At 70.8% G+C, this 25,789-nt stretch carries 25 protein-coding genes; 12 read left to right on the top strand and 13 right to left on the bottom strand.

Translation table 11 applies throughout. From position 1 onward, the window contains the following. Positions 1–11: 11 nt before the first annotated feature. Positions 12–491, top strand: a complete 480-nt coding sequence (locus ACH4YP_RS35005) for a carboxymuconolactone decarboxylase family protein (protein WP_361056505.1) — start codon at positions 12–14, stop codon at positions 489–491. A gap of 37 nt (positions 492–528) precedes the next feature. On the opposite strand, the gene ACH4YP_RS35000 is transcribed toward ACH4YP_RS35005, so the two are convergent. Further along, complete coding sequence (locus ACH4YP_RS35000; RefSeq protein WP_361056502.1) at positions 529–1,494, bottom strand: YihY/virulence factor BrkB family protein; 966 nt, start codon at positions 1,492–1,494, stop codon at positions 529–531. Between the two features lie 370 nt (positions 1,495–1,864). On the opposite strand from ACH4YP_RS35000, the gene ACH4YP_RS34995 reads away from it, so the two are divergent. After that, entirely contained in the window at positions 1,865–2,320 is a 456-nt protein-coding gene (locus ACH4YP_RS34995) for an ATP-binding protein (RefSeq protein WP_361056499.1), read from the top strand. 42 nt (positions 2,321–2,362) lie between these two features. Here the strand turns inward: ACH4YP_RS34995 and ACH4YP_RS34990 are convergent, their stop codons facing one another. From ACH4YP_RS34990 to ACH4YP_RS34980, 3 genes are all read right to left on the bottom strand, one after another. Further along, the gene (locus tag ACH4YP_RS34990; RefSeq protein ID WP_361056496.1) at positions 2,363–2,707 is read right to left on the bottom strand and encodes a hypothetical protein; all 345 of its coding nucleotides are present in this window, start codon (positions 2,705–2,707) and stop codon (positions 2,363–2,365) included. A gap of 368 nt (positions 2,708–3,075) precedes the next feature. Continuing rightward, complete coding sequence (locus ACH4YP_RS34985; RefSeq protein WP_361056494.1) at positions 3,076–3,507, bottom strand: PPOX class F420-dependent oxidoreductase; 432 nt, start codon at positions 3,505–3,507, stop codon at positions 3,076–3,078. Positions 3,508–3,568: 61 nt separating this feature from the next. After that, positions 3,569–4,471, bottom strand: a complete 903-nt coding sequence (locus ACH4YP_RS34980; protein WP_361056491.1) for an NAD(P)-dependent oxidoreductase — start codon at positions 4,469–4,471, stop codon at positions 3,569–3,571. Between the two features lie 79 nt (positions 4,472–4,550). Between ACH4YP_RS34980 and ACH4YP_RS34975 the strand changes: the two genes are divergently transcribed. Beyond that, the gene (locus tag ACH4YP_RS34975; RefSeq protein WP_361056488.1) at positions 4,551–4,925 is read left to right on the top strand and encodes a MerR family transcriptional regulator; all 375 of its coding nucleotides are present in this window, start codon (positions 4,551–4,553) and stop codon (positions 4,923–4,925) included. Positions 4,926–5,038: 113 nt separating this feature from the next. Continuing rightward, the gene (locus tag ACH4YP_RS34970) at positions 5,039–5,743 is read left to right on the top strand and encodes a GAF and ANTAR domain-containing protein (RefSeq protein WP_398494876.1); all 705 of its coding nucleotides are present in this window, start codon (positions 5,039–5,041) and stop codon (positions 5,741–5,743) included. 74 nt (positions 5,744–5,817) lie between these two features. Here ACH4YP_RS34970 and ACH4YP_RS34965 read toward each other — a convergent pair whose 3' ends face one another. The 3 genes from ACH4YP_RS34965 to ACH4YP_RS34955 all read right to left on the bottom strand — a co-directional run bounded on the left by ACH4YP_RS34965 (position 5,818) and on the right by ACH4YP_RS34955 (position 10,878). After that, on the bottom strand, positions 5,818–7,440 hold the full coding sequence (locus ACH4YP_RS34965; protein WP_361056574.1) for a cellulase family glycosylhydrolase: 1,623 nt from the start codon (positions 7,438–7,440) through the stop codon (positions 5,818–5,820). A gap of 250 nt (positions 7,441–7,690) precedes the next feature. Next, complete coding sequence (locus ACH4YP_RS34960) at positions 7,691–10,147, bottom strand: FtsX-like permease family protein (protein WP_398494874.1); 2,457 nt, start codon at positions 10,145–10,147, stop codon at positions 7,691–7,693. Further along, positions 10,141–10,878, bottom strand: a complete 738-nt coding sequence (locus ACH4YP_RS34955; RefSeq protein WP_398494872.1) for an ABC transporter ATP-binding protein — start codon at positions 10,876–10,878, stop codon at positions 10,141–10,143. The genes ACH4YP_RS34960 and ACH4YP_RS34955 overlap by 7 nt, the downstream gene beginning before the upstream one ends. 199 nt (positions 10,879–11,077) lie before the next feature. On the opposite strand from ACH4YP_RS34955, the gene ACH4YP_RS34950 reads away from it, so the two are divergent. Together ACH4YP_RS34950 and ACH4YP_RS34945 are read left to right on the top strand one after the other, a co-directional pair. Further along, positions 11,078–12,349, top strand: a complete 1,272-nt coding sequence (locus ACH4YP_RS34950; protein WP_398494919.1) for a sensor histidine kinase — start codon at positions 11,078–11,080, stop codon at positions 12,347–12,349. Then, positions 12,349–12,981 carry a response regulator transcription factor gene (locus tag ACH4YP_RS34945; protein ID WP_361056568.1) on the top strand — a complete coding sequence of 211 codons (633 nt, stop codon included), beginning with the start codon at positions 12,349–12,351 and terminating at the stop codon, positions 12,979–12,981. The genes ACH4YP_RS34950 and ACH4YP_RS34945 overlap by 1 nt, the downstream gene beginning before the upstream one ends. Positions 12,982–13,028: 47 nt before the next feature. On the opposite strand, the gene ACH4YP_RS34940 is transcribed toward ACH4YP_RS34945, so the two are convergent. The 5 genes from ACH4YP_RS34940 to ACH4YP_RS34920 form a co-directional block, all read right to left on the bottom strand. Beyond that, positions 13,029–14,204 (bottom strand): serine hydrolase domain-containing protein, encoded by a 1,176-nt coding sequence (locus ACH4YP_RS34940; RefSeq protein WP_361056565.1) that lies wholly within the window; start codon positions 14,202–14,204, stop codon positions 13,029–13,031. Positions 14,205–14,487: 283 nt separating this feature from the next. Continuing rightward, on the bottom strand, positions 14,488–15,258 hold the full coding sequence (locus ACH4YP_RS34935) for an SDR family NAD(P)-dependent oxidoreductase (RefSeq protein ID WP_398494870.1): 771 nt from the start codon (positions 15,256–15,258) through the stop codon (positions 14,488–14,490). Further along, positions 15,255–16,556 carry a histidinol dehydrogenase gene (hisD, locus tag ACH4YP_RS34930; RefSeq protein WP_361056472.1) on the bottom strand — a complete coding sequence of 434 codons (1,302 nt, stop codon included), beginning with the start codon at positions 16,554–16,556 and terminating at the stop codon, positions 15,255–15,257. Before hisD ends, ACH4YP_RS34935 begins: the two co-directional genes overlap by 4 nt. Positions 16,557–16,640: 84 nt before the next feature. Continuing rightward, positions 16,641–17,579: a VOC family protein gene (locus ACH4YP_RS34925; RefSeq protein ID WP_361056469.1), complete on the bottom strand. Its 939-nt coding sequence runs from the start codon at positions 17,577–17,579 to the stop codon at positions 16,641–16,643. Further along, a complete protein-coding gene (locus ACH4YP_RS34920; RefSeq protein WP_398494868.1) occupies positions 17,576–18,607 on the bottom strand; it encodes a fumarylacetoacetate hydrolase family protein in 1,032 nt (343 codons plus the stop codon). The genes ACH4YP_RS34925 and ACH4YP_RS34920 overlap by 4 nt, the downstream gene beginning before the upstream one ends. A gap of 286 nt (positions 18,608–18,893) precedes the next feature. Here ACH4YP_RS34920 and ACH4YP_RS34915 point away from each other — a divergent pair, with 286 nt between their 5' ends. The 6 genes from ACH4YP_RS34915 to ACH4YP_RS34890 are packed head-to-tail and all read left to right on the top strand — an operon-like array spanning position 18,894 to position 24,734. Continuing rightward, positions 18,894–19,232, top strand: a complete 339-nt coding sequence (locus tag ACH4YP_RS34915) for an antibiotic biosynthesis monooxygenase family protein (RefSeq protein ID WP_398494866.1) — start codon at positions 18,894–18,896, stop codon at positions 19,230–19,232. Between the two features lie 30 nt (positions 19,233–19,262). Next, positions 19,263–20,387, top strand: a complete 1,125-nt coding sequence (locus tag ACH4YP_RS34910; RefSeq protein ID WP_398494864.1) for an FAD-dependent monooxygenase — start codon at positions 19,263–19,265, stop codon at positions 20,385–20,387. Then, a complete protein-coding gene (locus ACH4YP_RS34905; RefSeq protein ID WP_398494862.1) occupies positions 20,384–21,400 on the top strand; it encodes an amidohydrolase family protein in 1,017 nt (338 codons plus the stop codon). The genes ACH4YP_RS34910 and ACH4YP_RS34905 overlap by 4 nt, the downstream gene beginning before the upstream one ends. Further along, complete coding sequence (locus tag ACH4YP_RS34900) at positions 21,397–22,395, top strand: cyclase family protein (RefSeq protein ID WP_398494861.1); 999 nt, start codon at positions 21,397–21,399, stop codon at positions 22,393–22,395. The genes ACH4YP_RS34905 and ACH4YP_RS34900 overlap by 4 nt, the downstream gene beginning before the upstream one ends. A gap of 8 nt (positions 22,396–22,403) precedes the next feature. Beyond that, positions 22,404–23,774, top strand: a complete 1,371-nt coding sequence (locus ACH4YP_RS34895; RefSeq protein WP_398494859.1) for an FAD-binding oxidoreductase — start codon at positions 22,404–22,406, stop codon at positions 23,772–23,774. Positions 23,775–23,777: 3 nt separating this feature from the next. After that, complete coding sequence (locus ACH4YP_RS34890) at positions 23,778–24,734, top strand: fumarylacetoacetate hydrolase family protein (RefSeq protein WP_398494857.1); 957 nt, start codon at positions 23,778–23,780, stop codon at positions 24,732–24,734. A gap of 64 nt (positions 24,735–24,798) precedes the next feature. Here ACH4YP_RS34890 and ACH4YP_RS34885 read toward each other — a convergent pair whose 3' ends face one another. Next, a complete protein-coding gene (locus ACH4YP_RS34885; protein WP_398494856.1) occupies positions 24,799–25,749 on the bottom strand; it encodes a hypothetical protein in 951 nt (316 codons plus the stop codon). Positions 25,750–25,789 lie beyond the last annotated feature (40 nt).

Below are 25,789 nucleotides of genomic sequence, written 5' to 3'. Positions count from 1 at the left end.
AGGAGTTCCGGATGAACATCGACATTCCCGAGGGCAAGGACCCGATCGAGTACGTGTGGGGCGAGATGGTCCCGGGCATCGGGCCCGCCGCCGCGAAGTTCTCGCTGTCCGTCTACTCCCGTACGACCCTGGGGCTGCGTGAGTTCGAGGCCGCGCGGCTTCGGATCGCGCAGATCAACGGCTGCCTCTTCTGCCTCGACTGGCGGACCGAGCGGGACGGACAGAAGGTCGAGGCGGAGTTCGCCGACGCGGTGGTGCGGTGGCGCACGACCGACGTCTTCGACGAGCGCACGCGGCTGGCCGCCGAGTACGCGGAGCGGTACGCCCTGGATCACCACGGACTCGACGAGGAGTTCTGGGGCCGGATGGCCGCGCACTACAGCCAGACCGAGATCGTGGAGTTGACCATGAGTCTCGGCTCCTGGCTGGCGTTCGGGCGGCTCAACCATGTGCTGGGCCTGGACGCCGTGTGTGTGGTGCCGGGGCACTGAGGGTGCCGGACTCTCGGGTCGGGCTCGTGGGCAGGGCTCAGAGACCGGGGCCCGGGTCCGGTTTCACGGGTTCGGTGATTCCGGCGCGGGCCGCTTCCAGCTGAGCGGCGAAGGCGACACCGAGGAAGAGCGCGACTCCGGTGAGGTTCGCCCACAGCAGCAGGGCGACGAAGGCGGTGAGCGGTCCGTACACGGCGCCGAAGGATCCGCTGCCGGCGACGTAGAGCGCCAACAGCCAGGTGGCCGCGACCCACAGCACCAGATGGACCGCCGAGCCGAAGGCGAGCCAGGTGTAGCCCGGCTGGTCCCTGCGGGGAGCCCAGCGGAAGATCACCGCCGAGGCGACCCAGACGAACACCACGCCCAGTGGCACCTGGAGCGGCCCCCACCAGCCGAGGTTGTCGCGCGACCAGCCGAGGGCCTGGACCACCGACTCCCCCACCGCGTCACCGGCGACCAGGACGAGAAAGCCGAGGACCATCGGCATGCCCGCGGCGAAGGCGAGCAGCAGGGACCGGCCGTACTTGGCCAGGAGCGGACGGTCGCGCTCGATCCCGTAGATGCGGTTGGCGCCCCTTTCGACCTGGCCCATGGCCGAGGCCAGGTTGAGCACGGCGAAGGCCAGGCCGAGCCACATCGCCAGGGCGCTCCAGATCCCGGAGCCGGCGCTGCGCTCGGTCTCGGCCAGGGCGTCCTCGACCAGGTCGGCGCTGGCGCCGGGCACGATCCGGCCGAGGGTGAGTTCGATGATCCGGCCGACGCTCTCGGTGTGGACGGTGGTGGCGACGCCCACCAGGGCGATGGTGAAGGGCACCATGCCCAGGACCACCTGGAAGGCGAGGGAGCGTGCGCTGGTGAAGCCGTCGGCGTAGCGGAAGCGGGAGAACGCGTCGATCACCAGGCGACGGCCCCCGTAGCGCCGCAGCGCGGTGAGCGCCTCGTCACCGGACAGCTCCTCCCCGATCATGTCCCGCGTCTGCGGGACGTGCCCAGCGGTCCCCATCGCTCACGTCTCCTCGTTCTGTGAAATTCGGTGAATCCTTTTCCGGGTCGGGAATGATTCGGCCCTTCGGGGGAAGCCCGTCGAATTCTCGACCCACCCGTGTTTGGACGGGCTTTCCCCGGTCAGCCGTAATGGTAGAGCGCGACGTCGAAGCAGTGAGGACGTGATCCGCAATGGCCAGGAAGCAGAAGGCACGGGCCAGGACGGAGCAGGCCGAGGGTGACGCCCGTCAGGCCGAGGAAAAGACGAAGCACATATTCCGGCACTGATGGCGATCATCCATTCCGCAGGGTCCGCTGCGCGCTTGCGGCGGGCCGCCTGCTTTCAGGTCTTTCAGGTCTTTCAGGTCTTCGAGGCGAAGGAGCAAAGAATGTGCGGGGAGCACCGGACGCACCCGATCGACACGGTGACGGTCCCCGGCCGGCCTCGTTCACCGGGACCACGCAGCCCGGCCGAGGTACGCGAGGCGGTCAGGCACGCCTTCGAAGGCGCACGACGATCCCGCAATCCCGACCCGGTGGCCGGTGACGAGGCCGTCGGCGACGCCCTGCTCGTCGCTTCGGAGCTCACCACCAACGCGATGCTGCACGGCGGTGGTGTCACCCGGTTCGAGGTGACCCTGGACGACCGGGACGTACGTCTGTCGGTGAGCGACCGCAGCCAGGAACTGCCGACATCGGCACGCCACATCGACGAGCGGGGGTTCATGCGGGTAGGGGGCCACGGCTGGCCGATCGTCTGCCATCTCGCCCGTGACGTCACGATCTCGGAGCTCGACACCGGAGGGAAGCGCATCACCGCCGTCGTACCGCTCTCGCCCCGGTAGGCCGTGACGTGGTCGGCCGCGACGTGGCGAGAGGCCCTCGGTTCAGGCCGTGAGTGCCTGCCGGGTCTGACGCGGTGTGCCTGCCGCGGGTGGGGCGCCCGGCACCGCGGGACGCACGGGGTAGGTGGTCTTCGCCGGGTCCACGACCGGTTCCCCCAGCACGATCCGGCCCGCCGCCTGCAGCGCGTCGCACTCGTCGGTGGGCAGGGCCACATGGCTGACGCCGAGCCCGGCACCGGAACTGAGGGGTTGCCAGTAGCCGTACCGGCGACGGCCGTTGGCGTGCACGGTCAGCCAGACGGGAACTCGCTGCACCGTGATGAGACGCAGAACCTCGGCACCGCCGGGGCCGAGCGGAGCGGGTGTGCGCGGGAGGGCTCGGAGCATCTTCAGCGGTCTCCGTCCAGGGCGCGCGGTACGGCTCGGCGGTGGGGGGTGGGCGTCATGTACGGGCGGCCTTTCGTCGGACGGGTGCGATCACGCATCGCCGGGACGATGACGTTCTCGCTGCTCCGCATTGTTGCGGAGGGCACTGACAACGCGGCCGGAGCGGCTCCGGAGCAGCCTCCGAAGCCGCTCGTCCGGCCCCTCGTGACCGACGGGTGTCCCGGTTACGGACTCCCACTCCTCGGTTTCAAGCCCACGCCCCTCGGTTTCAAGCCCCGTGCGTCACAGCGGTGAGCGCGTTACGGCGGTGAGCGCTCGGGCAGTGGGCGAACCGCCGGAGCCCGCTCCGGTGGTTCGCCATGGCGCCTTCAGCGGATCCTGGCGCCGTACACGTGGGTGACCGTCATCGTCATGAGCACTCTACGGTCGGTCACCATCACCGACCGGTATTCGTCCCAGTCCGGGTGCTCACCCGCGGCGCGGCGGTAGTAGTCGACCAGCGCCTCGACCTCCGGGCCGTGGGGGTCGGTTCCCGGCCCGGTCAGGGTCACCGTGCCCTCGGCCGTCGCCCACGACCCGCCGTCAGGGCTGGTGACCTCCAGTGCCGCTCGCGGGTCCCTGCGCAGGTTCGCCGTCTTGGCTCGTCCCTCGGTCATCGAAACGTGGAGAACATCGGCCTCCCGGTCGTAGAAGGGCATGACGGGCGACAGCTGGGGGCGGCCGTCCGACTTGATCGTCGCGAGAACGCCGAGTCGGCTCTCCGCGAGCAGTGTGCGTGGGTCGAATGGTGTGGCGGTCATGTCCAGGGCCAAGTCGCGACCGCCGTCCGGCTATTCCCGGCGGGACGAGGCCGACGCCCGGTCATGAGCGCGTTCCTGAGGGCTTGCGGAACTGCTCGATCATCGCCGCGTAGCCGTCGCCTCCGTGGCCGTCGGCCACGGCCCGGTCGGCCAGGGCCTGGATGAACCTGGGCAGGTCGGCGTTGACACCGCGGGACTCGCTCTCGTGGGCGAGGTGCTCCATCGCGGCCCGGTGGGTGTCGAGGGTGGCGTCGAGCGCCGGATACGTACCCTCGTCGATCTGCTGCGCGTAGCCGGGCAGCCAGTCGGTCACGATCCCGATTCCCCGCCGCACGAGCGGGACGAACGTCGCGGGTTCGACCCCTGCCGCACCGAGCAGCGCGACTCCCTGAAGGAATCCGTTCAGGACGCCCCACATCAGGCCCAGCACGGCCATGTCGTGCAGCGCCGACAGGGTGTGGTCGCCGCCCAGGTACGTCGTTGTCTCGGCCAGGCTCCTCAGTACGGGCTCGTGCAGGTCGAAGGCCTCCCTGGGCCCGCTGTAGAGGACGATGGCGTCGGCCGTGCCGATGCCCGGAGGGACGGCCAGGATCACGCCGTCGAGATAGTTGCTGCCGTGCCGCGCCGCCCACTCGGCCGTCTCACGGGCCTGCGCCGAGGTGCCCGACGTCAGGTTCACCAGGACCCGGCCGTCGAGGAGCTCGCCCACCGGATCGAGGAGCTTGTGCGCGGCGTCGTAGTCCGAGACGCAGACGACCACGAGTGGGCCGGCCGCGACGGCGTCGCCGATCGAGTCCGCGAGGGTCGCGCCCTGTGCGACCAGTGGTCCGGCCTTGGCCGCCGTGCGGTTCCACACGGTCGTGGGGTGCCCGGCGCGCAGGAACGCTCCGGCCAGTGCCTGGCCCATCAGCCCCAGTCCGATGACCGCCACGGGCGTGCGGTCGGCATCGTGCTTCTGTGTCATGTGTTCCCCCTGGGTGAATCGGTGGTCATGGCAGAATCGTCAACGTTCACACCGGTATGAAGGTCAAGGGGGAATCGGCGTGCTGATCGGGGAGTTGAGCCGGCGGACCGGGGTCCGCACGCATCAGCTGCGTTACTACGAGGCCCAGGGGCTGCTGGAGCCCGGCCGCGGCACCAGCGGCTATCGCGAGTACGCGGACGACGCCGTACTGACCGTGGCCCAGATCAGGAGACTGCTCGAAGCGGGACTGTCGACCGAGGAGATCGGATACCTGCAGCCCTGCGTCACCGGCACGGCCCCCGACCTCGAACCCTGTCCCGAGCTCCTGGACACCCTTCGGGCTCGTTTGCAGGGGCTGGACGAGCACATCGACACGCTCACTCGCTCCCGCCAGGTCCTCCACGACTACATCGACGCCACCGAGCTGCGGGTGTCTCAGGAATCCCGGGCGTGATCGCGCTCCGCCGGACGGGGTCGGGCCCGCACGACGCGGTGGGGGCGCCCTGGTGGCAAGATGGGCCCCCAGTGGAGCGGCGGGGGCTCTTCGACCACGGAGGCGGGTGACCCATGGCGGACGAGCCGGGCGAGGTCTGGGAGCGGTGCGCCGTCGCCCTGGCGGAGATGGCGCGGGATCTGCTGGCCCAGGACTCGGCGCAGGACACCTTGGACCGCATCGTGGAGCACGCGAAGGTCCTGATCAACGGATGTGACCACGCCGGCATCCTCACCGTGCGGCGGGGTGAGGTGCACGCACTGGCGGCGACGAGTGACCTCGTGCGCCGCGCTGACCGGATCCAGCAGGACCTGCGGGAAGGCCCCTGCTTCGACGCCGTGACCGACCGCCGGCAGGTCTACACGATCCAGGACCTGCGCGAACCCCATGATCGCTGGCCGCACTTCGCCCCAGAGCTGAACAAGATGGGCATGGGAAGCGCGATGGGCTTTCTCCTCTTCACCGACGACGACGATCTCGGCGCCCTCAACGTCTACTCCCGGCAGCCGGGCACCTTCGACGAGGCCGCTCAGCGTGCCGGCTGGATCCTCGCCTCGCACGCGGCCGTTGCCTTCTCCGCGGCCCGTACGCATCAGCAGCTCGGCCACGCCCTGGAGACCCGGCACGAGATCGGCGAGGCCATGGGCATCCTCATGGAGCGCCACGGGCTGACCGAGGACACGGCCTTCAAAGTACTCAAGAAGGCGTCGCAGGACCGCAACATCAAACTGCGCGAGATCGCCCGCCTGATCTGCGAGACCGGCGAGAAGCCGGGCTGACCGCCCTCGGCCGGGTACGGGTCTGCCTGGCCGGTGGGGGTCGGCGGCCCCCACCGGCGCGAACGGCCGGTGGGTCAAGTGGTGGCACAGGTCGTGCCGTTGAGCCTGAACGCGGTCGGGGCGGTGTTGGTGGCGCCCTTGCCGCCGGTGAAGCCGACGGTGACAGAGCCGGCTGCGGGGACGGTGGAGGTGTAGGAGGCGGGGGTGACGCTCACCGCGCCGCCGTTCTGGGCGGGGGTCCCGCCCCACATGTTGGTGACGGTCTGGCCGTTGGCGAACGCGAAGGCGAGCGTCCAGCCGCTGATGGCGGTGGTGCCCGTGTTGCGGATGGTGATCTCACCCTGGAAGCCGCCCGGCCACTCGCCGACGACCCGGTAGCCGACGGAGCACCCCACACCGGGCGTGCTGCCGCCCTCGTCGGTGGTGACGTTCACCGTGGCCGAGCGTGCCGACCGGTTCCCGGCCGCGTCTCGGGCGTAGACGGCGAAGGTGTACGTGGTCTCGGCGGTCAGCCCTGTCACGGCGACGGTGTTGGTGGTGGAGGCGGCGACCGTGGTCTCGGTGCCGCCGGCGACGCGGACGACGTCGTAGCCGGTGACGCCGACGTTGTCGGTGGCGGCGGTCCAGGCGAGGGTGAGGGAGGTGGCCGTCACCGCGGAGGCGGTCGGGGTTCCGGGGGCGGTCGGGGCCTGGGTGTCCCCCGGGTTGCCGCCGCCGAACACGGTCGCTTCGCGGGAGGTCTGGGCGATGCCGTTGGCGCCGTTGAAGATGCGCTGGCCCCAGGAGCTGAGCCGGCTGGGGTCGAAGCCGATCGACAGATCGAGGATCGGGTCGGTGTTGCCGCTCCAACTCCAGGCCAGATAGCCGAGCCTGAGCTGCTGGGCCGCCGCCATCATGGTGTCCTCGTCAGGGTCGCCCCACTGGTCGGGAGGCCCGCCGAACTCACCGATGAGGATGGGCAGTCCGGCGTTGACGAAGGCGTTCAGGTAGTCGGTGATCTCCTGGGCGGTGTCGTAGACGCTGTACATGTGGATCGAGAAGATCAGGTTGCCGGTGGTGTCGGCGTCGTACACGGACTGGGCGTTGGCCCGCATGACGCCTTGCCAGTCCTGGCCCCAGTTGGGGGCGTCCACCATGATCGTGTGCCCGAAACCGGCGTTGCGGAGCTTCTTGACCGCGGCGATCGTGGGATCCGTCCAGCCGGCCGGGTCGGTGTTGCCCCAGGGCTCGTTGCCGATGTTGACGATGACGTAGTTCTCTTCGCCGACCAGTACGTCCTTGAGGCCGATCCAGTAGTCGGCCGCCTGGTCGAGCGTGCCGGCCGCGGCGTCCTCGCCGTATCCGGTGGTGTCGTGCACCTCCAGGACACAGATGAGCCGGTTGGCCTTGCACTGACTGACGACGCCGGCCACGTCCGCGGCACTGTTCTTGGTCCAGCGGTAACCGTTGGAGAGGACGACGCGGACGGTGTTGGCACCGAGCGCCTTGACGTCCGCCAGCGACTGCGTCTCGCCCGGGTACCAGGTGTGGGCGTGGTTGACGCCACGCATGATGAAGTCGTTGCCATTGCCTTCGAGCAGGCGGCCGTCGCTGATGTGAAGACCGGTGGCGAGGGCGCCCGGTGACTGGGCATGCGCCGTCGCCGGACCGAGGACACCGAGAGCGACGAGCCCGAGGAGGGTGACCAGTCGGGTCAGGAGGGCGGCGACCTGGCTCTTTCGTGTCGCGCTTCTCGTTGTGCTTCGGGGGGTCCTTCTCGTTGTGCTACGCGTCGTGCGCCGTGTGGTGCTTCGTATGGGGCCTCGTGTGGTGCTTCTTGTTGTTCTCACTGCGACTCCAGGGAGTGAGCGCCAAGAAACCTGAGCATCGGAAGGAACGTGGGAGCGCTCCCATAGAGGCACTGCGCCAGGAACATGTCAAGACATCGCGCAGGCTCCGGGGCACAGCTCACTCGCCTACGCCCGCCAGTTCCACCGCCCTTCGGCCCAGGGAAAGGCCGGCCGAAGCGACCGCCGGGATCACGGCGAGCACCGCGCAGGCGCCCATGGCCGCCGCGAGCACCGCCCACGGGATCTCGATGGACGTCCGCACCGAGAGCAGGCCCAGCGCGCTCCACATGCCCACGAGGTTGAGGCCGGCGACGAGCGCTCCCAGCAGTCCCCCGACCATGACCACCATCAGCGCCTCGGCGCCCACCAGCCGCAGCACCTGCCACCTGGTGGCGCCGGCCAGCCGCAGCAGGGCCAGTTCGCGCTCCCGGTCGGAGGTCGCCATGACCATCGTGTTGGCCAGCGAGATGCCGGTGTAGAGAAAGGCGATCCCGAGGACCAGGAAGAAGCCCATCCGGGTCGTCCGGTTGGACTCGGGGTACGTAGCGCGCACCCAGGCGTCTCCGGTCAGGACCTCCCCGCCCGACGCCCGCACCGCCTGACGCAGACCCGCGGCCACGGTGCCCGTGTCGGCACCGTCCGCCAGACGTACGTCGACCCGGTCGACGGGCGCCGCGGGGGCGTTGCGCGGGGTGACGAGGACGCCGTTGTCGCCGGTGCCGACGGTCATGACCGCGGCGATCCTCAGGGACTTCCTCGTGCCGTCGCCGAGCCACACGTCCACCCGCTCGCCCACGTCGTGCTTCTCCCACTCCTCGTTGACGATGATCGAGTCGTCGTCCAGATCGCTCACCTTCCCCGCGGCGAGCGGGAGACGGGCCGTCGCCGCGAGCGGTTGCGGATCGACGGCCCTGGCATCGGACCTGATGAGGGCCACGCCGTCCTCCAGGACGTACACGGCGCTCGACGAACTCGGGGAGACCTCGGCGCCGGAGACGGTCCGAAGCCGCTGCAGCGTGGCGTCGTCGAAGCCGGCGTCGCCCGCCGGGGTGACCACGAAGTCGGCCGTCGTCCGCTCGCGGACCTCGGTGGCCTGCGCCTCGTCGAGAGTGGCGGTGGCGCCCAGCAACGAGCCCGCCAGCGCGACCGTGACCAGCACGGGCGCGGCGACGGCGGCGGTGCGGCGCACCCCGGCGGCGGCGTTCTCCCGCACCAGCATCCCGCCTGCGCCGGGCAGTTGGGCCGGCAGCCAGGCGATCGCCCGGGTCAGTGGCCGCACCAGCACCGGTGCGAGCAGCGCGACCGCGGTGATCAGCAGCATCGGCCGGCTCACATAGGTCTTGCGTTGCAGCAGCTCGCCGGGGTTGGTCACCAGGGCCAGGACCAGTGTCACCGCGGCGGCGATCAGCAGGGCGCCGCCGAACAGCCAACGGCCCCATGTCATGGCCCGGGTGTCCACGGACGCTTCGCGCAGCGCCTCGGCGGGACCGGTGTGCCCCGCCCGCCAGGACGCGGCCGTCACACCGCACAGGGCCACGAACAGACCTGTCCAGAACGCCATCTGGTAGGGCCAGTTGTAGTCGCCGATGGTGAACCAGCGCGGCGCCAGGTTCTCGTCGACCGCCCACTCAGCGAGCTTCGGAGCCCCGTAGGAGCCGAGTACACAGCCGGCGGCGGAGGCGAGCACACCGACCACGAGCGCCTCGGAGACGACCATGCGGCGGAGCTGCCCCGGGGTCGCCCCGGCGGTGCGCAGCAGCCCGAACTCCCGGCGTCGCTGGGCCACGGCGAACGCGAAGGTCGAGGCCACCACGAACACCGACACGAACCCGGTGACGCCGCCGGCCGTGCCGAACATGGCGTTCATCGCGGTGAGGGCCTCGGCGTCCCGGTCGGGGTCGGCGTCGGCGTACCGGCGCGCGTCCCCGGTGAGGACCCGGACGCCCTCGCTGCCGCGCACCGCCTCGCGCACGGCCACCGCATCGGCGTCGACCACGAGTTGGAGGCTGCGCGGCGACAGTTCGGCGGCGCGGACGTCGGTGTAGAACACGGCGTTCTCGAAGCCGAGCCCGGTCACGGTACCGACGACGCGCACGGTGCTGCCGTCGGTCCGTACCCGGGTGCCCGGACGGGCCCAGTCACCGCTGACGACGACCTCGTCCATCGCCTCGGGCGCGCGTCCCGCGTCGAGCTCGTACGGCGCGAAGGCGGCGGTGGACCAGGGGTGGCCCACCAGATCGGCGGGAGCGCCCACCGCCCGCACGGCGAACGACCGGTCCTCGACCACGGTCCCGAGGTCCCGCAGCTTCGCGACCGCGTCGTCGGGCACGGGACGCGGCTGCGCGAGCGTCTTCGGGCGGTCGCCGATCGAGGTCGGCGCCTTGAGGGTGTCCTGGCCCTTGACGACGACCGGCGCGGCGGCGAACCGCTCCGGCCCCCGGTCGGGTGCGTCCAGCGAGGACGCCAGGGCCAGCCCCATGACGGCGATCAGCGCCACGCCCAGGGAAAGGGCGACGAAGGCGCCGACGAAGGTGATCCAGCGGGTGCGCAGGGTACGCAGGGTGGTGCTCAGCACGGGACGGCCTCCAGCCTGGCCATGCGCGCCGCGATGTCCTCGGCGGAGGCGCGGATCAGCTCGCCGTTGACACGGCCGTCGACGAGGAAGACGACGCGGTCGGCGTAGGAGGCGGCGACGGGGTCGTGGGTGACCATGGTGATCGTCTGGCCGTCCCGGTCGACCATGCCGCGCAGCAGGGTCAGCACCTCCCGGCCGGTCCCCGAGTCGAGCGCGCCGGTCGGCTCATCGGCGAACAGCACGTCGGGGCAGGTGATCAGGGCGCGGGCCAGGGCAACCCGCTGCTGCTGGCCGCCCGACATCTCCGTCGGCCGGTGCCGTGCCCGGTCGCCGAGTCCGACCTGTTGGAGCACCTCGCGCACCCGGCCCTTCTTCGGGCGGCGGCCCGCCAGCCGCAGCGGCAGGGCCACGTTCTGCTCGGCGGTCAGCGCGGGCAGCAGGTTGAACGCCTGGAACACGAAGCCGATGCGCTCGCGGCGCAGCAGGGTCAGCCTGGTCTCGCTCAGCCCGGTCAGCTCGGTGTCGCCCACGGTGACCGAGCCCGACGTGGGCCGGTCCAGGCCCGCGGCGCACTGCAGCAGGGTCGACTTGCCCGAGCCGGACGGGCCCATCACGGCGGTGAACGTCCCCCTCGGGAAGGCGAGCGATACCTGGTCGAGGGCGGTGACGGACGTGCCCCCCGAGTCGTACCGCCGCGTTACGGAGCGCAGTCGGACCGCGTCGTTGCTCATGTGTTCCCCCACCAGCGCCTGCTCCTTGCCTCATTGGTGCCACCACGAAACCGCGGAAGCCCCTCGTGACGCACTACGGCCAGAACTAGACATGGGGTAGTGCCAGGCATACCCCCGATACGGACACTGGGCCGATGGCACCGGGGCGACGGGAGCACCTACGGTCATGCCCATGCACCCTCGGAACGTGTGGCAGGCCATGTCCCGGCCGGGCTTCCTGTTGTCGGCCTGGCCCTGGCGCTCCGCCGCGTATCTGCTCACCGGCGCGCTGACCGGCGTCGCCGCCCTGGTGGGGATCGTGACGCTGGCAGCGGTCGGCGGCGCGCTCGCCATCGTCCTGGTGGGGCTGCCCCTGCTCGTCCTGGTCGCTCTCAGCGGGATCCCGGTGGCGTGGGTGGACCGGCACCGGCTGCGCCTGATCGACCGCGACCCGCTGTCAGGTCGGCACCAGGTGCCGACCGCGCCGGGACTGTGGCCCTGGCTGACCACCCGGCTGTGCGAACAGGCGACTTGGCGGGAGTTCGGGTACGCGCTGCTGTTCGCCGGGCTCCTGTGGCCCGTCGACGCCCTGGCGGTCACGGTCGCCCTGCTCTGCCCGCTGTCCATGGTCGCGACCCCGCTGCTGATGGCCACCGTCGGCGACGGCCACGAGGCGAAGGTGCTCAAGCAGTGGACGGTCACCACCTGGCCGACCGCTTTCGGCGTCGCCGTACTGGGCCTGCTCCTGTTGGGCCTGTGCGCCTACGCACTCGGTGTCATGGCAGGCGCCCGCGCCGAGCTGACCCGACTGCTGATCGCCTCCCGTGAGGGCGAGCTCGGCGTCAAGGTGGTCGAACTGGCCCGCTCCCGCGTCCGGTTGGTGGATGCCTTCGAGGCCGAGCGGCGCCGCATCGAGCGGGATCTCCATGACGGCGCCCAACAGCGCCTGGTGGCCCTGACGATGGCGCTCGGGCTGGCCCGTCTGGACGCACCGCCCGGCCCGCTCGCCGACCAGCTCGCCAACGCCCAGGCGGAGGCGGGCGAGGCGCTCGCGGAGCTGCGTGAACTCATCCACGGCATCCACCCCAAGGTCCTCACGGACTACGGCCTTCAAGCCGCGGTCGCCGACGCCGCCGACCGCTGCGTGGTCCCGGTCGCCGTCGACCTCGAACTGCCGGGCCGGCTGCCCCGGGCGGTCGAGTCCGCGGCGTACTTCGTGGTCTGCGAGGCGCTGGCCAACGTTGCCAAGCACAGTGGGGCCGACCGCGCGCGGGTGAGCGGCGGTCATCGCGACGGACGTCTGTTCCTCTTGGTGCGCGACGACGGCTGCGGCGGCGCGGACGCCTCGGCGGGCAGCGGCCTCACCGGTCTCGCGGACCGGGTGTCGGTCCTGGATGGCAGACTTGCCCTCACCAGTCCGCCGGGTGGGCCGACTCTGTTGCGTGTGGAGTTCTCTTGCGAGTTGACCAAGGCGGCCGATCGCTCCGCGTAGTGCTGGCCGAGGACAGTGTGCTGCTGCGGGAAGGGCTCGTCGGCCTCCTCGGCCGCTGCGGCCACCAGGTGGTGTCCGCCGTCGGGGACGCGCAGGCACTGGTCACCGCGGTCGAGGAGCATGCACCCGACATCGTGGTCACGGACGTGCGCATGCCGCCCGGTTTCCAGGACGAGGGCCTGCACGCGGCAGTGCGGCTGCGCGAGAAGCACCCCACGCTGCCGGTCCTGGTCCTCAGTCAGTACGTGCAACGGACGTACGCTGCCGAACTCCTGGACTCCGGCGACGGATCGGGCGTCGGCTATCTGCTCAAGGACCGGGTCGGCCAGGTCGAGGAGTTCATGGACGCGCTGTGGAAGGTGGCGACCGGCGGGACGGTCATCGACCCCGAGGTGGTGCGCCAGTTGCTGCGCCGCCACCCCGATCCGCTGGAGCGGCTCACCCCCCGCGAACGCGAAGTACTGGCACTGATAGCCGAGGGCAAGTCCAACGGCGCGATCGCCAGGAGGCTGATGGTTTCCGACGCCTCGATCGGCAAGCACATCGGCAACATCCTCACCAAGCTGGATCTGCCTCTGACGGACAGGACCCACCGCAGGGTCCTGGCCGTACTCACTTACCTGCGGGCCTGACCCCGACCGTGGCGGCACGCCTCCGGCCCGCCAGTCGGTCCCGGCAGTCACCCCATGCGCAGCAGCGAGCACACGGCCGATTCCTCCATCGTGCGGAGCTTCCGCAGCAGGTCCGGGGTCGTGGTCTGGTTGATCTGGGTGGTGAGCGAGACGGTGAGGGAGCGTCGGCCGTCCGGGGTCGCGGCCATCAGCTGGGTGTATCCGGGAGTGTTTCCGGTGTGCCCGAGCACCACTCCGCACCGGGTGGTGTAGCGGAAAATGCCCAGCCCCGCCTTGTTGCGGCCGGGGCCTGCCGGTTCGGAGGCACCGTCCACCCAGTGGCGCTGGTCGCTCAGTGCGGCCGGGGAGGTCAGTGACCCGCTCGCGTAGCCGCGGATGAACCGGTTCATGTCCCGCGGCGTGGCGATGATCCCGCCCGAGGCCCACACTCCGGAGGCGCCGATCAACTCGCTGACGTCCAGCGGCGGGACCTCGCCGACGTCGTAGCCGTGCATGAAGGGCCGCACCATCTCGTACCCCTGCGGGAGGCTGGTCTCGCGCAGGCCCAGGGGGCGGTAGACGATCTTGCGGAGCAGTGTTTCGTAGCGTTCGCCGGTCACCGCTTCGGCCATGAGGGCGACGGCGATGTTGTCCGAGTTCGAGTAGCGGTACTGGGAGCCCGGACGAAACAGCAGACGCTTGCCACGTACGAAGTCGAGCAGGCGTCGCGAGTCGAAGTGCCGTCGGGGGTCGGCCGCGATCAGGCGCAGGAACTCCGGATCCCGGCTGTAGTCGGGCAGACCGCTGGTGTGCTGCAGCAGTTGTCGCAGCGTCACCTTCGCCCAGGCCCGGGGCAGGCGCGGCAGTCTCGTCCCGATGGTGTCGTCGAGGTCCAGCGCGCCCTGCTGGACGAGATGCAGGGCCACCGCGCCGCTGTAGGCCTTGCTCGCGCTGGCGATCCGGGTGTGGTCGCCGGGTCCGATCGGGCGGCCGGTCGTCAGGTCGGCGACTCCGGCGCGCAGCACGCGACGTTTGTCCCCGCTCTGAAGGAGGACCACCGCTCCCGGTGGTCCGCCCGGAGCGGCGACCAGCCGGTCGAGCTGTCGCTGCAACTGGTCCGGGTGGTCGCGGGAACCGTCCACGGGAGCGGCGGCGGCCGGGTGGATCGTCCCGCTGCCGACAGAGACGGCGGCCAGCACGGTGACCAGGCACAGGCGCAGACGAGGGTGGCGCTGAAGCGGCATCATCATTCCCGGGCAGATGGGGGACAGGACACGCCCAGCATCGGCTCGTGCGGGACGCTCCGCTCGCGCACCTGCTCCAAACAGCCGATCGGGGCGCCCGGCCGGAGCGCGCAACCGCGGCCAGTGCGAAACAGGGGCAGCGACAAGGGCGTGAGACCGGAGAGGCCGGGTGCGCCGGAGACACCACGGCTGCGGCACGTACATCGACGCGGACGACCGGGGCAGTCGGAGCGGTCGGAGCGGTCGGAGCGGTCGGAGCGGTCGGAGCGGTCGGGGAAGCGTCCTACGCCGGCGCGATCATCCCCGCCGACAGGTCGATGTCCGCCCCGCACAGCCCCGGCATCGCGAGCATCGCCATGAGCGCGCGGGCCACCTCGTCCTCCTCCACCAGCCGGTTCAGGGCGGCGCGCGAGGCGAAGTCCCGCTCGGCTGCCTCGGTGCTGGTGCCGGTCAGCTCGGCGGTCAGCCGGAAGTTGCGGTCCATGCGCGGGCCCCGTACCGGGCCCGGGGAAAGGGAGTTGACGCTGATGCCGTGCGGTCCGACCTCGCCGGCCAGTGTCCGTGTCAGTCCGAGCAGCGCCATCTTCGACGCCGCGTAGGGGGTGCGGTTGAGCAGGGGCCGTTTCCCGCTCACGGACGCGATGTTGACTATGTCGCCGCGCCCGACGGCGATCATCGGTGGCAGGAAGGCCCGGCACATGAGGTACACACCGCGTACGTTGACGGCGAAGACGTCGTCCCACTCCTCGGGGTCGATGTCGGTGAGCGGCTTCACCGGACCCGCGACCCCGGCGTTGTTGACGAGCAACGACACTTCCTCGTCGGCGAGTTGGTCCGAGAGCGCGTGCACCGACGCCGGTACTGACACGTCGCAGACGGCCGTACGGGCCCGGCCGCCGTCCTTCGCCACTCGGGTCGCGGTGTCGGCCAGGGCCTGTTCGCCCCGACCGACGAGGATCACCTGAGCGCCGGCCTCCACGAGGGCGAGCGCGAAGGCCCGCCCCAACGGCCCTCCCCCGCCCGTGATCAGCGCCGTACGCCCCCGTACCGTCATGAGGCGTTCCACGGCAGCGCGTCGCCCGCGGCCTTGGCCGCCCGTACGTCACCGGAGCGGGCGTGTCCCTCGAACAGCTCGACGCGGGACGCCCGCCCGCAGAGCCGGCCGAGCAGCGCCTGGGACCCGGTGTCGGTGACCTCCTGGTAGGTCACCGTCTTGAGGTACTTCCCCACCCACAGGCCACCGGTGTAGCTCGCGGCGCCTCGGGTGGGCAGCACGTGGTTCGTGCCGATGACCTTGTCCCCGAAGGACACGCAGGTGCCCTCGCCGAGGAACAGGGCGCCGTACTGGGACATCTTCTCCAGCGCCAGACGCGGCTCGGCGGTGAGCACCTCCACGTGCTCGAAGGCGAACGCGTCGGCGAGCGCGTACATCTCGTCGAGCGAGTCCACGACGTGCACCTGGCCGTGGTCGCGCCAGGCGGGTCCGGCGAAGTCGCGGGTGGGCATGCCGGGCAGGATGCGCTCCACCTCGGCGACGGTCCGCTCGGCCACCTCGCGCGAGGTGGTGATGAGGACGGCCGGAGAGTCGGGGCCGTGTTCTGCCTGGGAGAGCAGGTCGACCGCGCACACGAACGGGTCGGCGTCCTTGTCGGCGAGGACCAGGATCTCGGTCGGACCGGCGAAGAGGTCGATGCCGATCTCGCCGAAGAGCTGCCGCTTCGCCTCGGCGACGTACGCGTTGCCGGGTCCGGCAATCAGGTTGACCGGCCGCATGGTGTCGGTGCCGACGGCCATCGCGGCCACGGCCTGGACCCCGCCGAGCAGCCAGATCTCGTCAGCGCCCGCGAGACTCATCGCGGCTACGGTGGCCGCCGGGATCTCGCCGTGGATCGGCGGCGTACAGGCGACGACGCGCGGCACCCCGGCGACCTTCGCCGTCACGACGGTCATGTGGGCGGAGGCGGTCAGCGGGTAGCGCCCGCCGGGGACGTACGCGCCCGCCGACCGTACCGGGATGTGCTTCTGCCCCAGGCGCACGCCCGGGAGGGTCTCGACCTCGAACTCCCCGAGGGAGTCGAGTTGGTGGCGGGCGAACGTACGCACCTGGTCCTGTACGAAACGGATGTCGTCGATCACCTGCTGCGGGACCGTCGCGACGATCCTCTCGGTCTCCTCCTCCGACAGCCGGAAGGAGCCGGGGCTCCACTCGTCGAACTTCTCGGAGTACGCGCGTACGGCGTCGTCGCCGCGTTCACGGATGTCGGCGATGACGCTCGTCACGGTCTCTCGCACCTGGTCGAGCGAGGCGGTGACCTCGGCATTCGATACGGCGTGCTTCAGGACGGTTCCCACAACTGCGGCCTCTCTGCCGGTGGTTGACTCACGAGCGGGTGACTGGCTCAAGGAGGGTGACTGGCTCACGAGCGGGTGGTCGGCTCAGACGGGCGGCGCGGTGAAGAGGACGTCGGGGTCGTTGAACTGCTCCTTGGCCACCGACTCGCTCATCGGGTCCGCGGTGCCCCACTGGTCCTGCGTGACCGGATCGTCGACGTCGTGGCGGCCCGGGTGCCACATGTCCTCTTCCAGGACGGCGAGTTCGGTCGTGTACTCGACGGTGTTGCCGTGCGGGTCGTGGAAGTAGGAGAAGGTGTTGTCGCCCGCGAGATGCCGTCCGGGCCCCCAGGTGAGCCGAGTCCCCGCACGCAGCGCACGCCCCGTGCCACGCATGTACTCCTCGACGCCGCGCATCTCGAACGAGGCGTGGTGCAGGGAGACATGGGGTCCGCGCGCGATGGCGAAGGAGTGGTGCAGGGGGCTGCACCGCAGGAAGTACATGAGGTCGCCCATGTGCGTGGAGTACAGGGTGTCCGTGAGCCGGAAGCCGAGGTGCTCGACGTAGAAGTCCCGCAGCCCTTCCGGGTTCTGGGAGTTGACCACACAGTGGGAGAGCCGGACGGGGATCGCCTCGCGCTCCTCGACCTTGCGGTGGGTACGGGTCCGGACATCCGCGGAGACCTCGACGACACGGCCGTCCGGGTCGAAGAAGCGCAGGCCGTAGCCGCCGCCCGGAGTGTCCAACACCCTTGGCTCGCCGATGAGTTGGACCCCCGCCGCGCCGAGCCGCAGGGCCAGCGTGTCGACGTCGGCGGTCGTCGCGGCCCCGAAGGCGACGAGGTCCATGCGCTTGCGCTCGTCCTTGCGGATCCGGACGACGTACTGCTCGGGGCTGCCCTCGGCCGCGAAGAACGCGAGGCCGCTGTCGTCGGCGACTTCGGTGAGTCCCCAGGTGGTGTGGAGGAAGACGCGCTGCTTGTCGAAGTCCGGTACGGCCAGGTCGACATGGCGCAGATGGGTGATGGGCTGAAAGGTGGTCACATGCCGCTCCTGACGGTGTTGCGCTGGTGGCCGAGGCCGGTGATCTCGGCTTCCAGCACGTCCCCGGGTGAGAGGAAGACCCCCCAGTGCGCGCCGTTGCCGGCCGGGGACCCGGTGAGGAGGAGGTCGCCGGGGCGCAGGGTGGTGGTCGAGGACGCGTACGCGATGAGCCGGGGGATGTCGAAGATCATGTCCTTGGTGGTCTCGTCCTGGCGCACAACTCCGTTGTGGCGCAGGGTGATCCGGAGATCCGAGGGGTCCCCCACGAAGGCGGCGGGCACCAGGAAGGGGCCCGTCGGCAGGAAGGTGTCGGCGTTCTTCGCGGTGAACCAGTCCGTGCCGATGGCCTTCAGGTCCGGCCGGTAGAGCCGGTCCCGGGTCGTGAGGTCGTTGCAGACGGTGTACGCGGCTACGTACTCCATCGCTTCCTCGGCCGGGATGCTCCTGCCCGATTTGCCTATGACGAGGGCGAGTTCGAGTTCCCAGTCGTGCTGCTCGCCGAGCGTGGGCAGCACGACGTCGTCGTACGGACCGCAGATCGCGCGCGGCGATCCGAGGAAGATGTACGGGACGCCGGTGCGGATCCTCTCCTCCATCATCCGCTCGGCGTCGGCGCGGGCCTCCTCGGGCGTGGCGCCGTGCACACTCTGTGTCTCGGCGGCGACCAGGTCCACCACGTGCTTGCGGTAGTTGGCTCCGCTCTGCAGGATCTGGCCGGGTTCGAGCGGGGCGAGGACGCGCAGTTCGGCGAGGGCGAACCAGCCTGCCCGACTCTGCCTGACGTCCTGGCTCTGCCCGACTTCCTGGTCCTCGTCCCTCCCGTGGGTGTCCTCGCTCTCCTGGGCGAGGTCCGCCAGGCGGGGAAGAAGACCCGCCCAGTCCTCGACGACCGCGCGCACGGAGGGTGCCACGTCGGACAGGTCGCGCACCCGTGGCCCGACGACCAGGCCGGGGAAGGGACTTGAGCCGTGCGCCTGAAAGGTCCCCAGGGCGAACGGGCCTACGTGGAGGGGGATTCGGTCGGGCACGGGCGCTCTCCTCGCGGGGACGGGTGGCTTGCCGTCGACGCTAGGCAGTGCGGGGCCCCGGCGGAAATGGGGATCCGCGATGCCTGGCATCGGCGCCGCACGGGGCCCGCGACCAGAGGCTGTGACGGCTGCCTCGCCGAGGTGCCCGCCCCGCACGCCCATCGTCGTGCGGGATGGATGACGTCTTCGCTGCCGATGCCTCCATCCGTTGACCTCGCATCCGGCGTCCCAGCAGGCTCGGAGCACCATCGGTCCCCAGCCGGGCTCCACGAGAGGGAGTACGCACGTGGTTGTCGAGCATGCCGAGCCGGCCGTGGCGGCCGGCCGTGAGAACGACTTCGAGGCCGTCTTCGACAAGGCCCGCGCGGTGCCCGCCGAGGCCGACGGCTTCCGCCGGGCGCAGCTGCTGCGCCGCGAGGAACGGCCGCGGACGTATCTGCTGTTGGTCGGCTGGGAGTCGACCGAGGCCCACACGGTGGGTTTCCGCGAGTCGGAGCTCTTCGCCCGCCGGCGCGGTCCGGTCGGCGCGTTCCTCACACGGGCGCCCACCGTCGAGCACTACCGCGAGCTGAGCCCTCGGCGGGTGTCCGCCGGCCTGCCCCCGGAACAGCCACAGCCCGGCTGACCTCTTCCTCTACGTTCGCAAGGATCTCCCATGCCCGTAACAAAGGTGCTCGTCGTCGGCGGCGGCATCACCGGAAGCGTGCTGTCCCTCGCGCTCGCCCAGCGCGGCGTCGAGGTCGACCTCGCCGAGCTGTCGCCCCACTGGTTCGGTGTGGGGCACGGCATCACCATCCAGGGCAACGCGCTCAAGGCGCTGCGTTCCGTGGGCGTACTGGACCGGGTGCTCGCCCGGGCCGTCCCCTTCGACCTGATGCGGCTGCGCAGGGCCGACGGCGAGCTGATCGCGGAGCTGCCCACCCCGCACACCGGCGGCGCGGACCTGCCGTCGACGGCGGGCGCGCTCCGCTCGGATCTCCAGGACGCGCTGTGCGAGGCGGTGTACGTGCAGGGGGTCCAGGTCCGTCTCGGGCTGAGCGTCGAGAAACTCGACCAGTCCCCCGACCACGTGGACGTCACCTTCACCGACGGCTCCACCGGGCGCTACGACCTCGTGGTGGGCGCCGACGGCATCAACTCGGCGCTGCGCGCGCTGATCGGCATCACCACGAAGCCCCGCCCCGTCGGCATCTCGATCTTCCGGGTCGTCGCGGAGCGCCCGCCCGAGATGGACTGCGCCGAGGTGTACTACGGCGGCCCGCGCTACAAGGCCGGGTACAGCCCGATCTCCCCCGACCACTGCTACGCGTATCTCCTCGACGAGAACCTGGACGCCTCGCTGGTCGGCCCACGCGCTCCCCTGTCGCTGCTGCGGGAGCGCGGTGGCGGGTACGGCGGCACCTGGGGCAAGGTTCTCGCCTCGCTGCCCGACGACACGTCGGTCGACTACCGCTGGATCGAGGCGATCCTCCTCGACGGACCCTGGCACCGGGGCCGGACGATCGTCGTCGGCGACGCGGCGCACGCCTGCCCGCCCCTGATCGCGCAGGGCGCCGCGATGTGCGCCGAGGACGCGGTCGTGCTCGCGGAACTGGTCACCGGCGGGGCGCCCCTCGATCAGGCGCTGGACACGTTCATGGCACGTCGGCTGCCCCGGGTGCGGGTCGTACTGGAGAACTCGCTGCGTCTCGCCGACTGGGAGATGCACCCGGACACACCCGGTGCCGATCCCGCCCGGATCATGTCCGAGACGCTGGACTACCTGACGGCGGCCGCGTGAACACCCCGGACCCGGCGCCCGTGGTGGACTTCCACGGCCATCTCGCTGTCCCGGCCGCCGACACGCTGTGCGCGGGCACTCCCGGCCTCGCCGCCGAGACGGCGGCCGAGCTGCGGGCGCACTCCCCCGCGTCCCTCGCGGTCAATCGCGCCCAACTCCGGCGGCTGGCACCGAAGTTGACGGACCCCGCGGTCCGGCTGGCCGATCTCGACATGATGGGCGTGGACGTTCAAGTGGTCGGTCCGATGCCGATGCACCGCTACTGGGCGGACGCGGACCTCGCCGACCGGCTCGCGCGTACGGTGAACGAGGCGGTGGCCGCCCACTGCTCCGTGGCACCGGAGCGGCTGTACGGCCTCGGCACGATCCCGCTCCAGCATCCGGACCTCGCGGTCGCGCTGCTGGACACGGCGGTCACCTCGTACGGCCTGTACGGCGTCAGCGTGTCCACGACCGTGGACGGACGAGAGCTGGCCGATCCCGCGCACGACCCGGTGTGGCGGAAGGCCGAGGAGCTGGGTGCCGTCGTGTTCGTGCACCCCTGGGGCTGCTCGCTGGGTGAGCGCCTGGCCACGCACTATCTGGGCAACACCGTCGGCCAGCCCGTCGAGACGACGATCGCGCTCTCCCACCTCGTCTTCACCGGTGTGCTGGACCGTTTCCCGCGCCTCAGGCTGGTGGCCGCGCATGGCGGCGGTTATCTCCCGACGTACATCGGCCGCTCCGACCACGCCTGGCACCGGCGCGAGGACGCACGCGGCTGCGCCGAGCCGCCCAGCACCTATCTGCGACGCATGTGGTTCGACTCCCTGGTCTACACGGCGCGCGCCCTGCGCCATCTCGTCGAGGAGGTGGGCGCGGACCGGATCGTTCTCGGCACGGACCATCCGTTCGACATGGGGGTGGACGACCCGGTGGCGAGGCTGGAAGCCGCCGGCCTGTCGCCCGCCGACCGCGCCGCCGTCGCCGGAGGCAACGCCCTCGGCCTGCTGCAGAAAGGACACACCCGATGAGCGCGATCACCGGTACGCCGCTCGGCCCGACCGTCGGTCCCATCGAGGAGGAACTCGCCAAAGCCCGTGCCGCGTACCGCAATTGGGGCCGCTGGGGCGAGGACGACGTACTGGGCACGCTCAACCACATCGACGACGCCATGCGGGCGCACGCGGCCGGTCTGGTCCGGCGCGGCCGGTCCTTCTCGCTGGCACAGGAGTTCAACGAGAACGGCCCGCAGCGCGGCTTCCGCGGCCGCATCAACCCCGTTCACTACATGAAGGACACGGGCTCGGACGCGGCTGCCGGGACGCAGGGCTTCCCGCACGGTTTCGGCGGTGCCGACGACCATGTCGTGATGCCGCTCCAGGCCTCCACCCAGTGGGACGGCCTCGGCCACATCTACGACAACAAGCGGGCCTGGAACGGCCGTCCGTGCACCATCGTCAACGGCGACGGCGACTCGGTCACCGGCATCGAGCACATGAAGGACGCCTTCACCGGACGCGGAGTGCTCCTCGACGTGGGCCGCGCGGTCGGTGACGAACACGGCGAACTCCCGGACGGGTTCCCGATCCTGGAGGAGCACCTGCGCGCCACGATCGAAGCCCAGGGCGCCACTTCCACGGTACGGCGGGGCGACCTGGTCCTGGTCCGCACCGGACAGCTGGGGCGGGTACGCCGGCTCGGCGCCTGGGGCGGGTACGCCGCCGGTGACGCGCCCGGCCTCTCCTTCACCACGCTCGGCTGGCTGCACCGTACGGAGATCGCCGCCATCGCCACCGACACCTGGGGACTCGAGGTACGCCCCTACGAATTCCCCGGCCCCGCGATGTCCCCGCTGCACCAGATAGCCATCCCCAACATGGGCCTGCCGCTGGGCGAGATGTGGGACCTGGAGGCGTTGGCCGAGGACTGCGCGGCGGACGATGTCCACGAGTTCCTGCTGGTCGCGGCGCCGCTGCCGGTCACCGGTGCGGTGGGCGCCCCGGTGAACCCGATCGCGGTCAAATGAGCCGCCGCATGAACACGAACCGGTTCACCGGCACGCTGCACCTACCCGGCGACGAGAGCTTCGAGGAAGCCTGCTTCGGGCGGGTCTTCAACGCCCGCCGCCCCTTTGACCGTTGCCCGGCCGCCGTACTGGAGGCGGAGAGCGAACAAGATGTCGTCGAGGGTGTGCGCCTCGCCGTCGAGCGCGGCTGGCAGGTCGCCGTGCGCTCCGGCGGGCACAGTTGGGCCACTTGGTCGGTACGCGACGAGGCCCTGCTGATCGACCTCGGGGGCTTCCGCGAGATGTCCTACGACGCGACGACCGGGATCGTGACGGCGACGGCCAGCGTGCGGGGCGGCGACGAACTCAACCCGTATCTCGGGGAGTTCGGCAGGTTCTTCAACGGGGGCCACTGCCCGTCCGTGGGCATCGGCGGATTCCTCCTCCAGGGCGGCCAGGGCTGGAACGCCCGCGGCTGGGGCTGGGCGGCCGAGAGCCTTGCCGCCGTCGACGTCGTCACCGCCGAGGGCGAGTCGGTGCGCGCGGACGAGCGGCACCACAGCGACCTGTTCTGGGCGGCACGCGGCGCGGGCCCGGGCTTCTTCGGCGTCGTCACCCGCTTCCACCTCCGCACGCGCCCCCTGCCGGGACACCTGGCGCACAGCGTGCACGCCTACCCGCTCGGCCTGTTCGACGAGGTCATGACCTGGCTGCACGGTATGCACCACACGGTCTCCGACCTGGTGGAGATCGTGGCGCTCACCCAGACCCCGCCGGGTCACGACGAGCCGCTGCTGCTGGTCACCGGCGTCTCCATGACCGACACGCCCGGTCAGGCCGCCGAAGCGCTGGCTCCGCTGCACGCCAACCCGTACGCGGACCGGGCCCTGTTCCGGATCGAGGCGCAGCCGACCACGCTCGCCGAACAGCTCCGGGGCCAGCGGACCGCCAACCCCGAAGGGCACCGCTATCTCGTCGACAACGCCTGGCTGACCGGCCCCGCCGAGGAGGTCGTCCCGGCGATCCGCAAGGCGTTCACGGAACAGCCCACCCCGCAGACCTTCACCATCTGGTTCTCCATGGCGCCCCTGCGTGAACTCCCCGACATGGCCTTCTCGTTGCAGTCCGAGATCTACTGCGCCACGTACGTCGTCCACGACTCACCGGAGCGGGACGGCGAGTTGCGTGCCTGGCTCGACGACGCGATGGCACGGATGCGGCCCGTGACCGTGGGCCAGTACCTCGGGGACTCCGACTTCACCGTCCGGCAGCTGAAGTTCATGGGCGACGAACAGTGGCGGCGGGTCCAGGAGATCCGTGCCGTCCGCGATCCCAAGGGTCTCTTCGTGGGCTATCTGAGCACCGGCGCGGTCAGCAACACCAACCACTGGGAGCAGTGAGAGATGCGGTTCACGACATACGAGTACAAGGGCGGAGAGCACGCCGGGGTCGTCCGTGACGGGATCGTGCACCGACTGCCCGAGGGCGTGAGCGTACTGTCCCTCGTCGAGGAGGCGGCCCTGCAACGGGTCGGCGCCGAAGCGCTCGCCGTACCAAGCGACCTGACGGTTGATCAGGTGCGGCTGCTGCCGCCCCTCAGGCCACCGTCCATCCGGGACTTCGTCGGCTTCGAGGCGCACATCGAGGGCGTGTCCAAGTCACTGGACGCGCTGGAGCACGTGCCCGATGAGTGGTACCGGGCGCCCAACTTCTACTTCACGAACCCGCACGCGGCGTACGGGGCCCACGACGACGTGCCGGTGCCGGCGGGCTGTTCGGTCCTCGACTTCGAGTTGGAGGTCGGTGCGGTGATCGGCCGTTCAGGTCGCGATCTCGCACCGGAGGAGGCTCGCGAACACATCGTCGGCTACCTGGTCTTCAACGACTGGTCCGCGCGCGATCTGCAGAAGCCGGAGAAGAACCTGGGCCTCGGCTTCTCCAAGGGCAAGGACTTCGCCAACACCCTCGGGCCGTTTCTGGTCACCGCCGACGAGGTCGAGGACCGGCGGGATCCGGACGGTTTCCTCGACCTGGAGATGACGGTCACGCTCAACGGCGAACTCATCGGCCGTGACACCCTGGCGAACGCCTCCTGGACCTTCGAGGAGATGGTCGCCTACGCAACCCGCGACGCCTGGGTGCGCCCGGGCGACATCCTCGGTTCGGGCACCTGCGGCTGGGGTTCCCTGGCGGAGTTCTGGGGCCGCGTCGGCGAACGTACGCCACCGCCGCTGAAGCCCGGCAACGAGGTGACACTCACCGTGGAGCGCCTGGGCAGCCTCTCCAACCGTGTCGTCCCCGGTCGCACGGACGTGTACCTGCCCCGGGCGCGCAAGCGGGGGCGTACACCGCGTCCCTAGCCGATCCGAGCCGGAGCACGGGCCCCTGCCACGGTCAGCAGGTCAGGGGGCATGGGGCATGGGGTCAGCGGGACTCCAGTACCCGGTCCGCGTTGGTGACCTGCTTGCGGATGTCCCGCTTGATCGCGGCGAGTTCCCGGGTCTTCGCGCTCATCGCCCGCCGCTGGTAGGCCGCGTCGACCGAGGACCAGACGCCGATGACGTTCGTCTCACGTTTGCACCGTACGTCCGTACCGGCCAGGGAGGTCTCGGCCCGGGTGGCCTCCGGGCCCGTGAACTCGGGTTCCTTGCCCGGCACTTGGGTCGGATCGGCGTACCGGTGACCGTGTCGCTTCATACAGCGCGACCAGGCGCGGAAGACCTCCACCACCCGTGGGTCCTTCTGCGAGTCGCTGTAACTGCCGATGTTGATCGTGCCGACGAGTTCCCGGTTGCCGATCTTCTCCGGGTCGCCCGACAGGGCCGCCGTCGCCTCGCCCTGGCATCCGCCCGCCGGAACGGCCCGCCCGCGTTCGTCCTTGTCCGCCGGGGTGCCGTCGTCGCGGAGGCCCGTCAGGAGGAGCATCTCTTCCGGTCCGGGCCTGGGCCCCGCGCTCTTCTCCTTGGAGCGGCTCGGTGCCGTGCCGGGGGCCGGGTGGTATCCGTACTCGGCGGCGAGCCGAGCGTCCGTGATCCCGTACCGGTGTGCCGTGTTGGCCGGATTCAGCGTGCCGGTGTCCGGCACGGTTTCGGTGGGGACGGGCCAGCGGTGGCCGAAACGCTCCATGCAGGACGCGGTGAGCACCGCACGCGCCCGGAACAGCCGGGCGACCTGCCGGTCGGTGAACAGATAGGGCTCGATGGGCAGGACCAGTGATCCGACGCCGAGCATCGTCGGCACTCCGGTCACGGGCGGCGGACCGGATGCCTTCGGCCTCGGCTCGGCGGCCTGTCCCTCCGCACAGCCCGCGAGGGCGGCGGAGAGGGCGACCGCGGCCCCGATCCGCAGTGTGCGCTGCCTGGTTCGCGCCCGCATGTCATGTCCCCCTTGTGTGTGCGGCCGTACGAAGGGCCCG

Source organism: Streptomyces sp. NPDC020747 (genome assembly GCF_044334695.1).
Classification (GTDB): Bacteria; Actinomycetota; Actinomycetes; order Streptomycetales; family Streptomycetaceae; genus Streptomyces.
Note: the sequence above shows the minus strand (reverse complement) of the source record. Positions and strands in the feature narration are given on the sequence as shown.

Coding starts and splice junctions, on each gene's coding strand:
- ACH4YP_RS35000 (WP_361056502.1), bottom strand. CDS start 1,494: ATGGGGACCGCTGGGCACGTCCCGCAGACGCGGGACATGATCGGGGAG.
- ACH4YP_RS34970 (WP_398494876.1), top strand. CDS start 5,039: ATGGCGGACGAGCCGGGCGAGGTCTGGGAGCGGTGCGCCGTCGCCCTG.
- ACH4YP_RS34950 (WP_398494919.1), top strand. CDS start 11,078: ATGTCCCGGCCGGGCTTCCTGTTGTCGGCCTGGCCCTGGCGCTCCGCC.
- ACH4YP_RS34940 (WP_361056565.1), bottom strand. CDS start 14,204: ATGCCGCTTCAGCGCCACCCTCGTCTGCGCCTGTGCCTGGTCACCGTG.
- ACH4YP_RS34980 (WP_361056491.1), bottom strand. CDS start 4,471: ATGACACAGAAGCACGATGCCGACCGCACGCCCGTGGCGGTCATCGGA.
- ACH4YP_RS35005 (WP_361056505.1), top strand. CDS start 12: ATGAACATCGACATTCCCGAGGGCAAGGACCCGATCGAGTACGTGTGG.
- ACH4YP_RS34935 (WP_398494870.1), bottom strand. CDS start 15,258: ATGACGGTACGGGGGCGTACGGCGCTGATCACGGGCGGGGGAGGGCCG.
- ACH4YP_RS34885 (WP_398494856.1), bottom strand. CDS start 25,749: ATGCGGGCGCGAACCAGGCAGCGCACACTGCGGATCGGGGCCGCGGTC.
- ACH4YP_RS34990 (WP_361056496.1), bottom strand. CDS start 2,707: ATGCTCCGAGCCCTCCCGCGCACACCCGCTCCGCTCGGCCCCGGCGGT.
- ACH4YP_RS34955 (WP_398494872.1), bottom strand. CDS start 10,878: ATGAGCAACGACGCGGTCCGACTGCGCTCCGTAACGCGGCGGTACGAC.
- ACH4YP_RS34900 (WP_398494861.1), top strand. CDS start 21,397: ATGAGCGCGATCACCGGTACGCCGCTCGGCCCGACCGTCGGTCCCATC.
- ACH4YP_RS34985 (WP_361056494.1), bottom strand. CDS start 3,507: ATGACCGCCACACCATTCGACCCACGCACACTGCTCGCGGAGAGCCGA.
- ACH4YP_RS34890 (WP_398494857.1), top strand. CDS start 23,778: ATGCGGTTCACGACATACGAGTACAAGGGCGGAGAGCACGCCGGGGTC.
- ACH4YP_RS34895 (WP_398494859.1), top strand. CDS start 22,404: ATGAACACGAACCGGTTCACCGGCACGCTGCACCTACCCGGCGACGAG.
- ACH4YP_RS34995 (WP_361056499.1), top strand. CDS start 1,865: ATGTGCGGGGAGCACCGGACGCACCCGATCGACACGGTGACGGTCCCC.
- ACH4YP_RS34910 (WP_398494864.1), top strand. CDS start 19,263: ATGCCCGTAACAAAGGTGCTCGTCGTCGGCGGCGGCATCACCGGAAGC.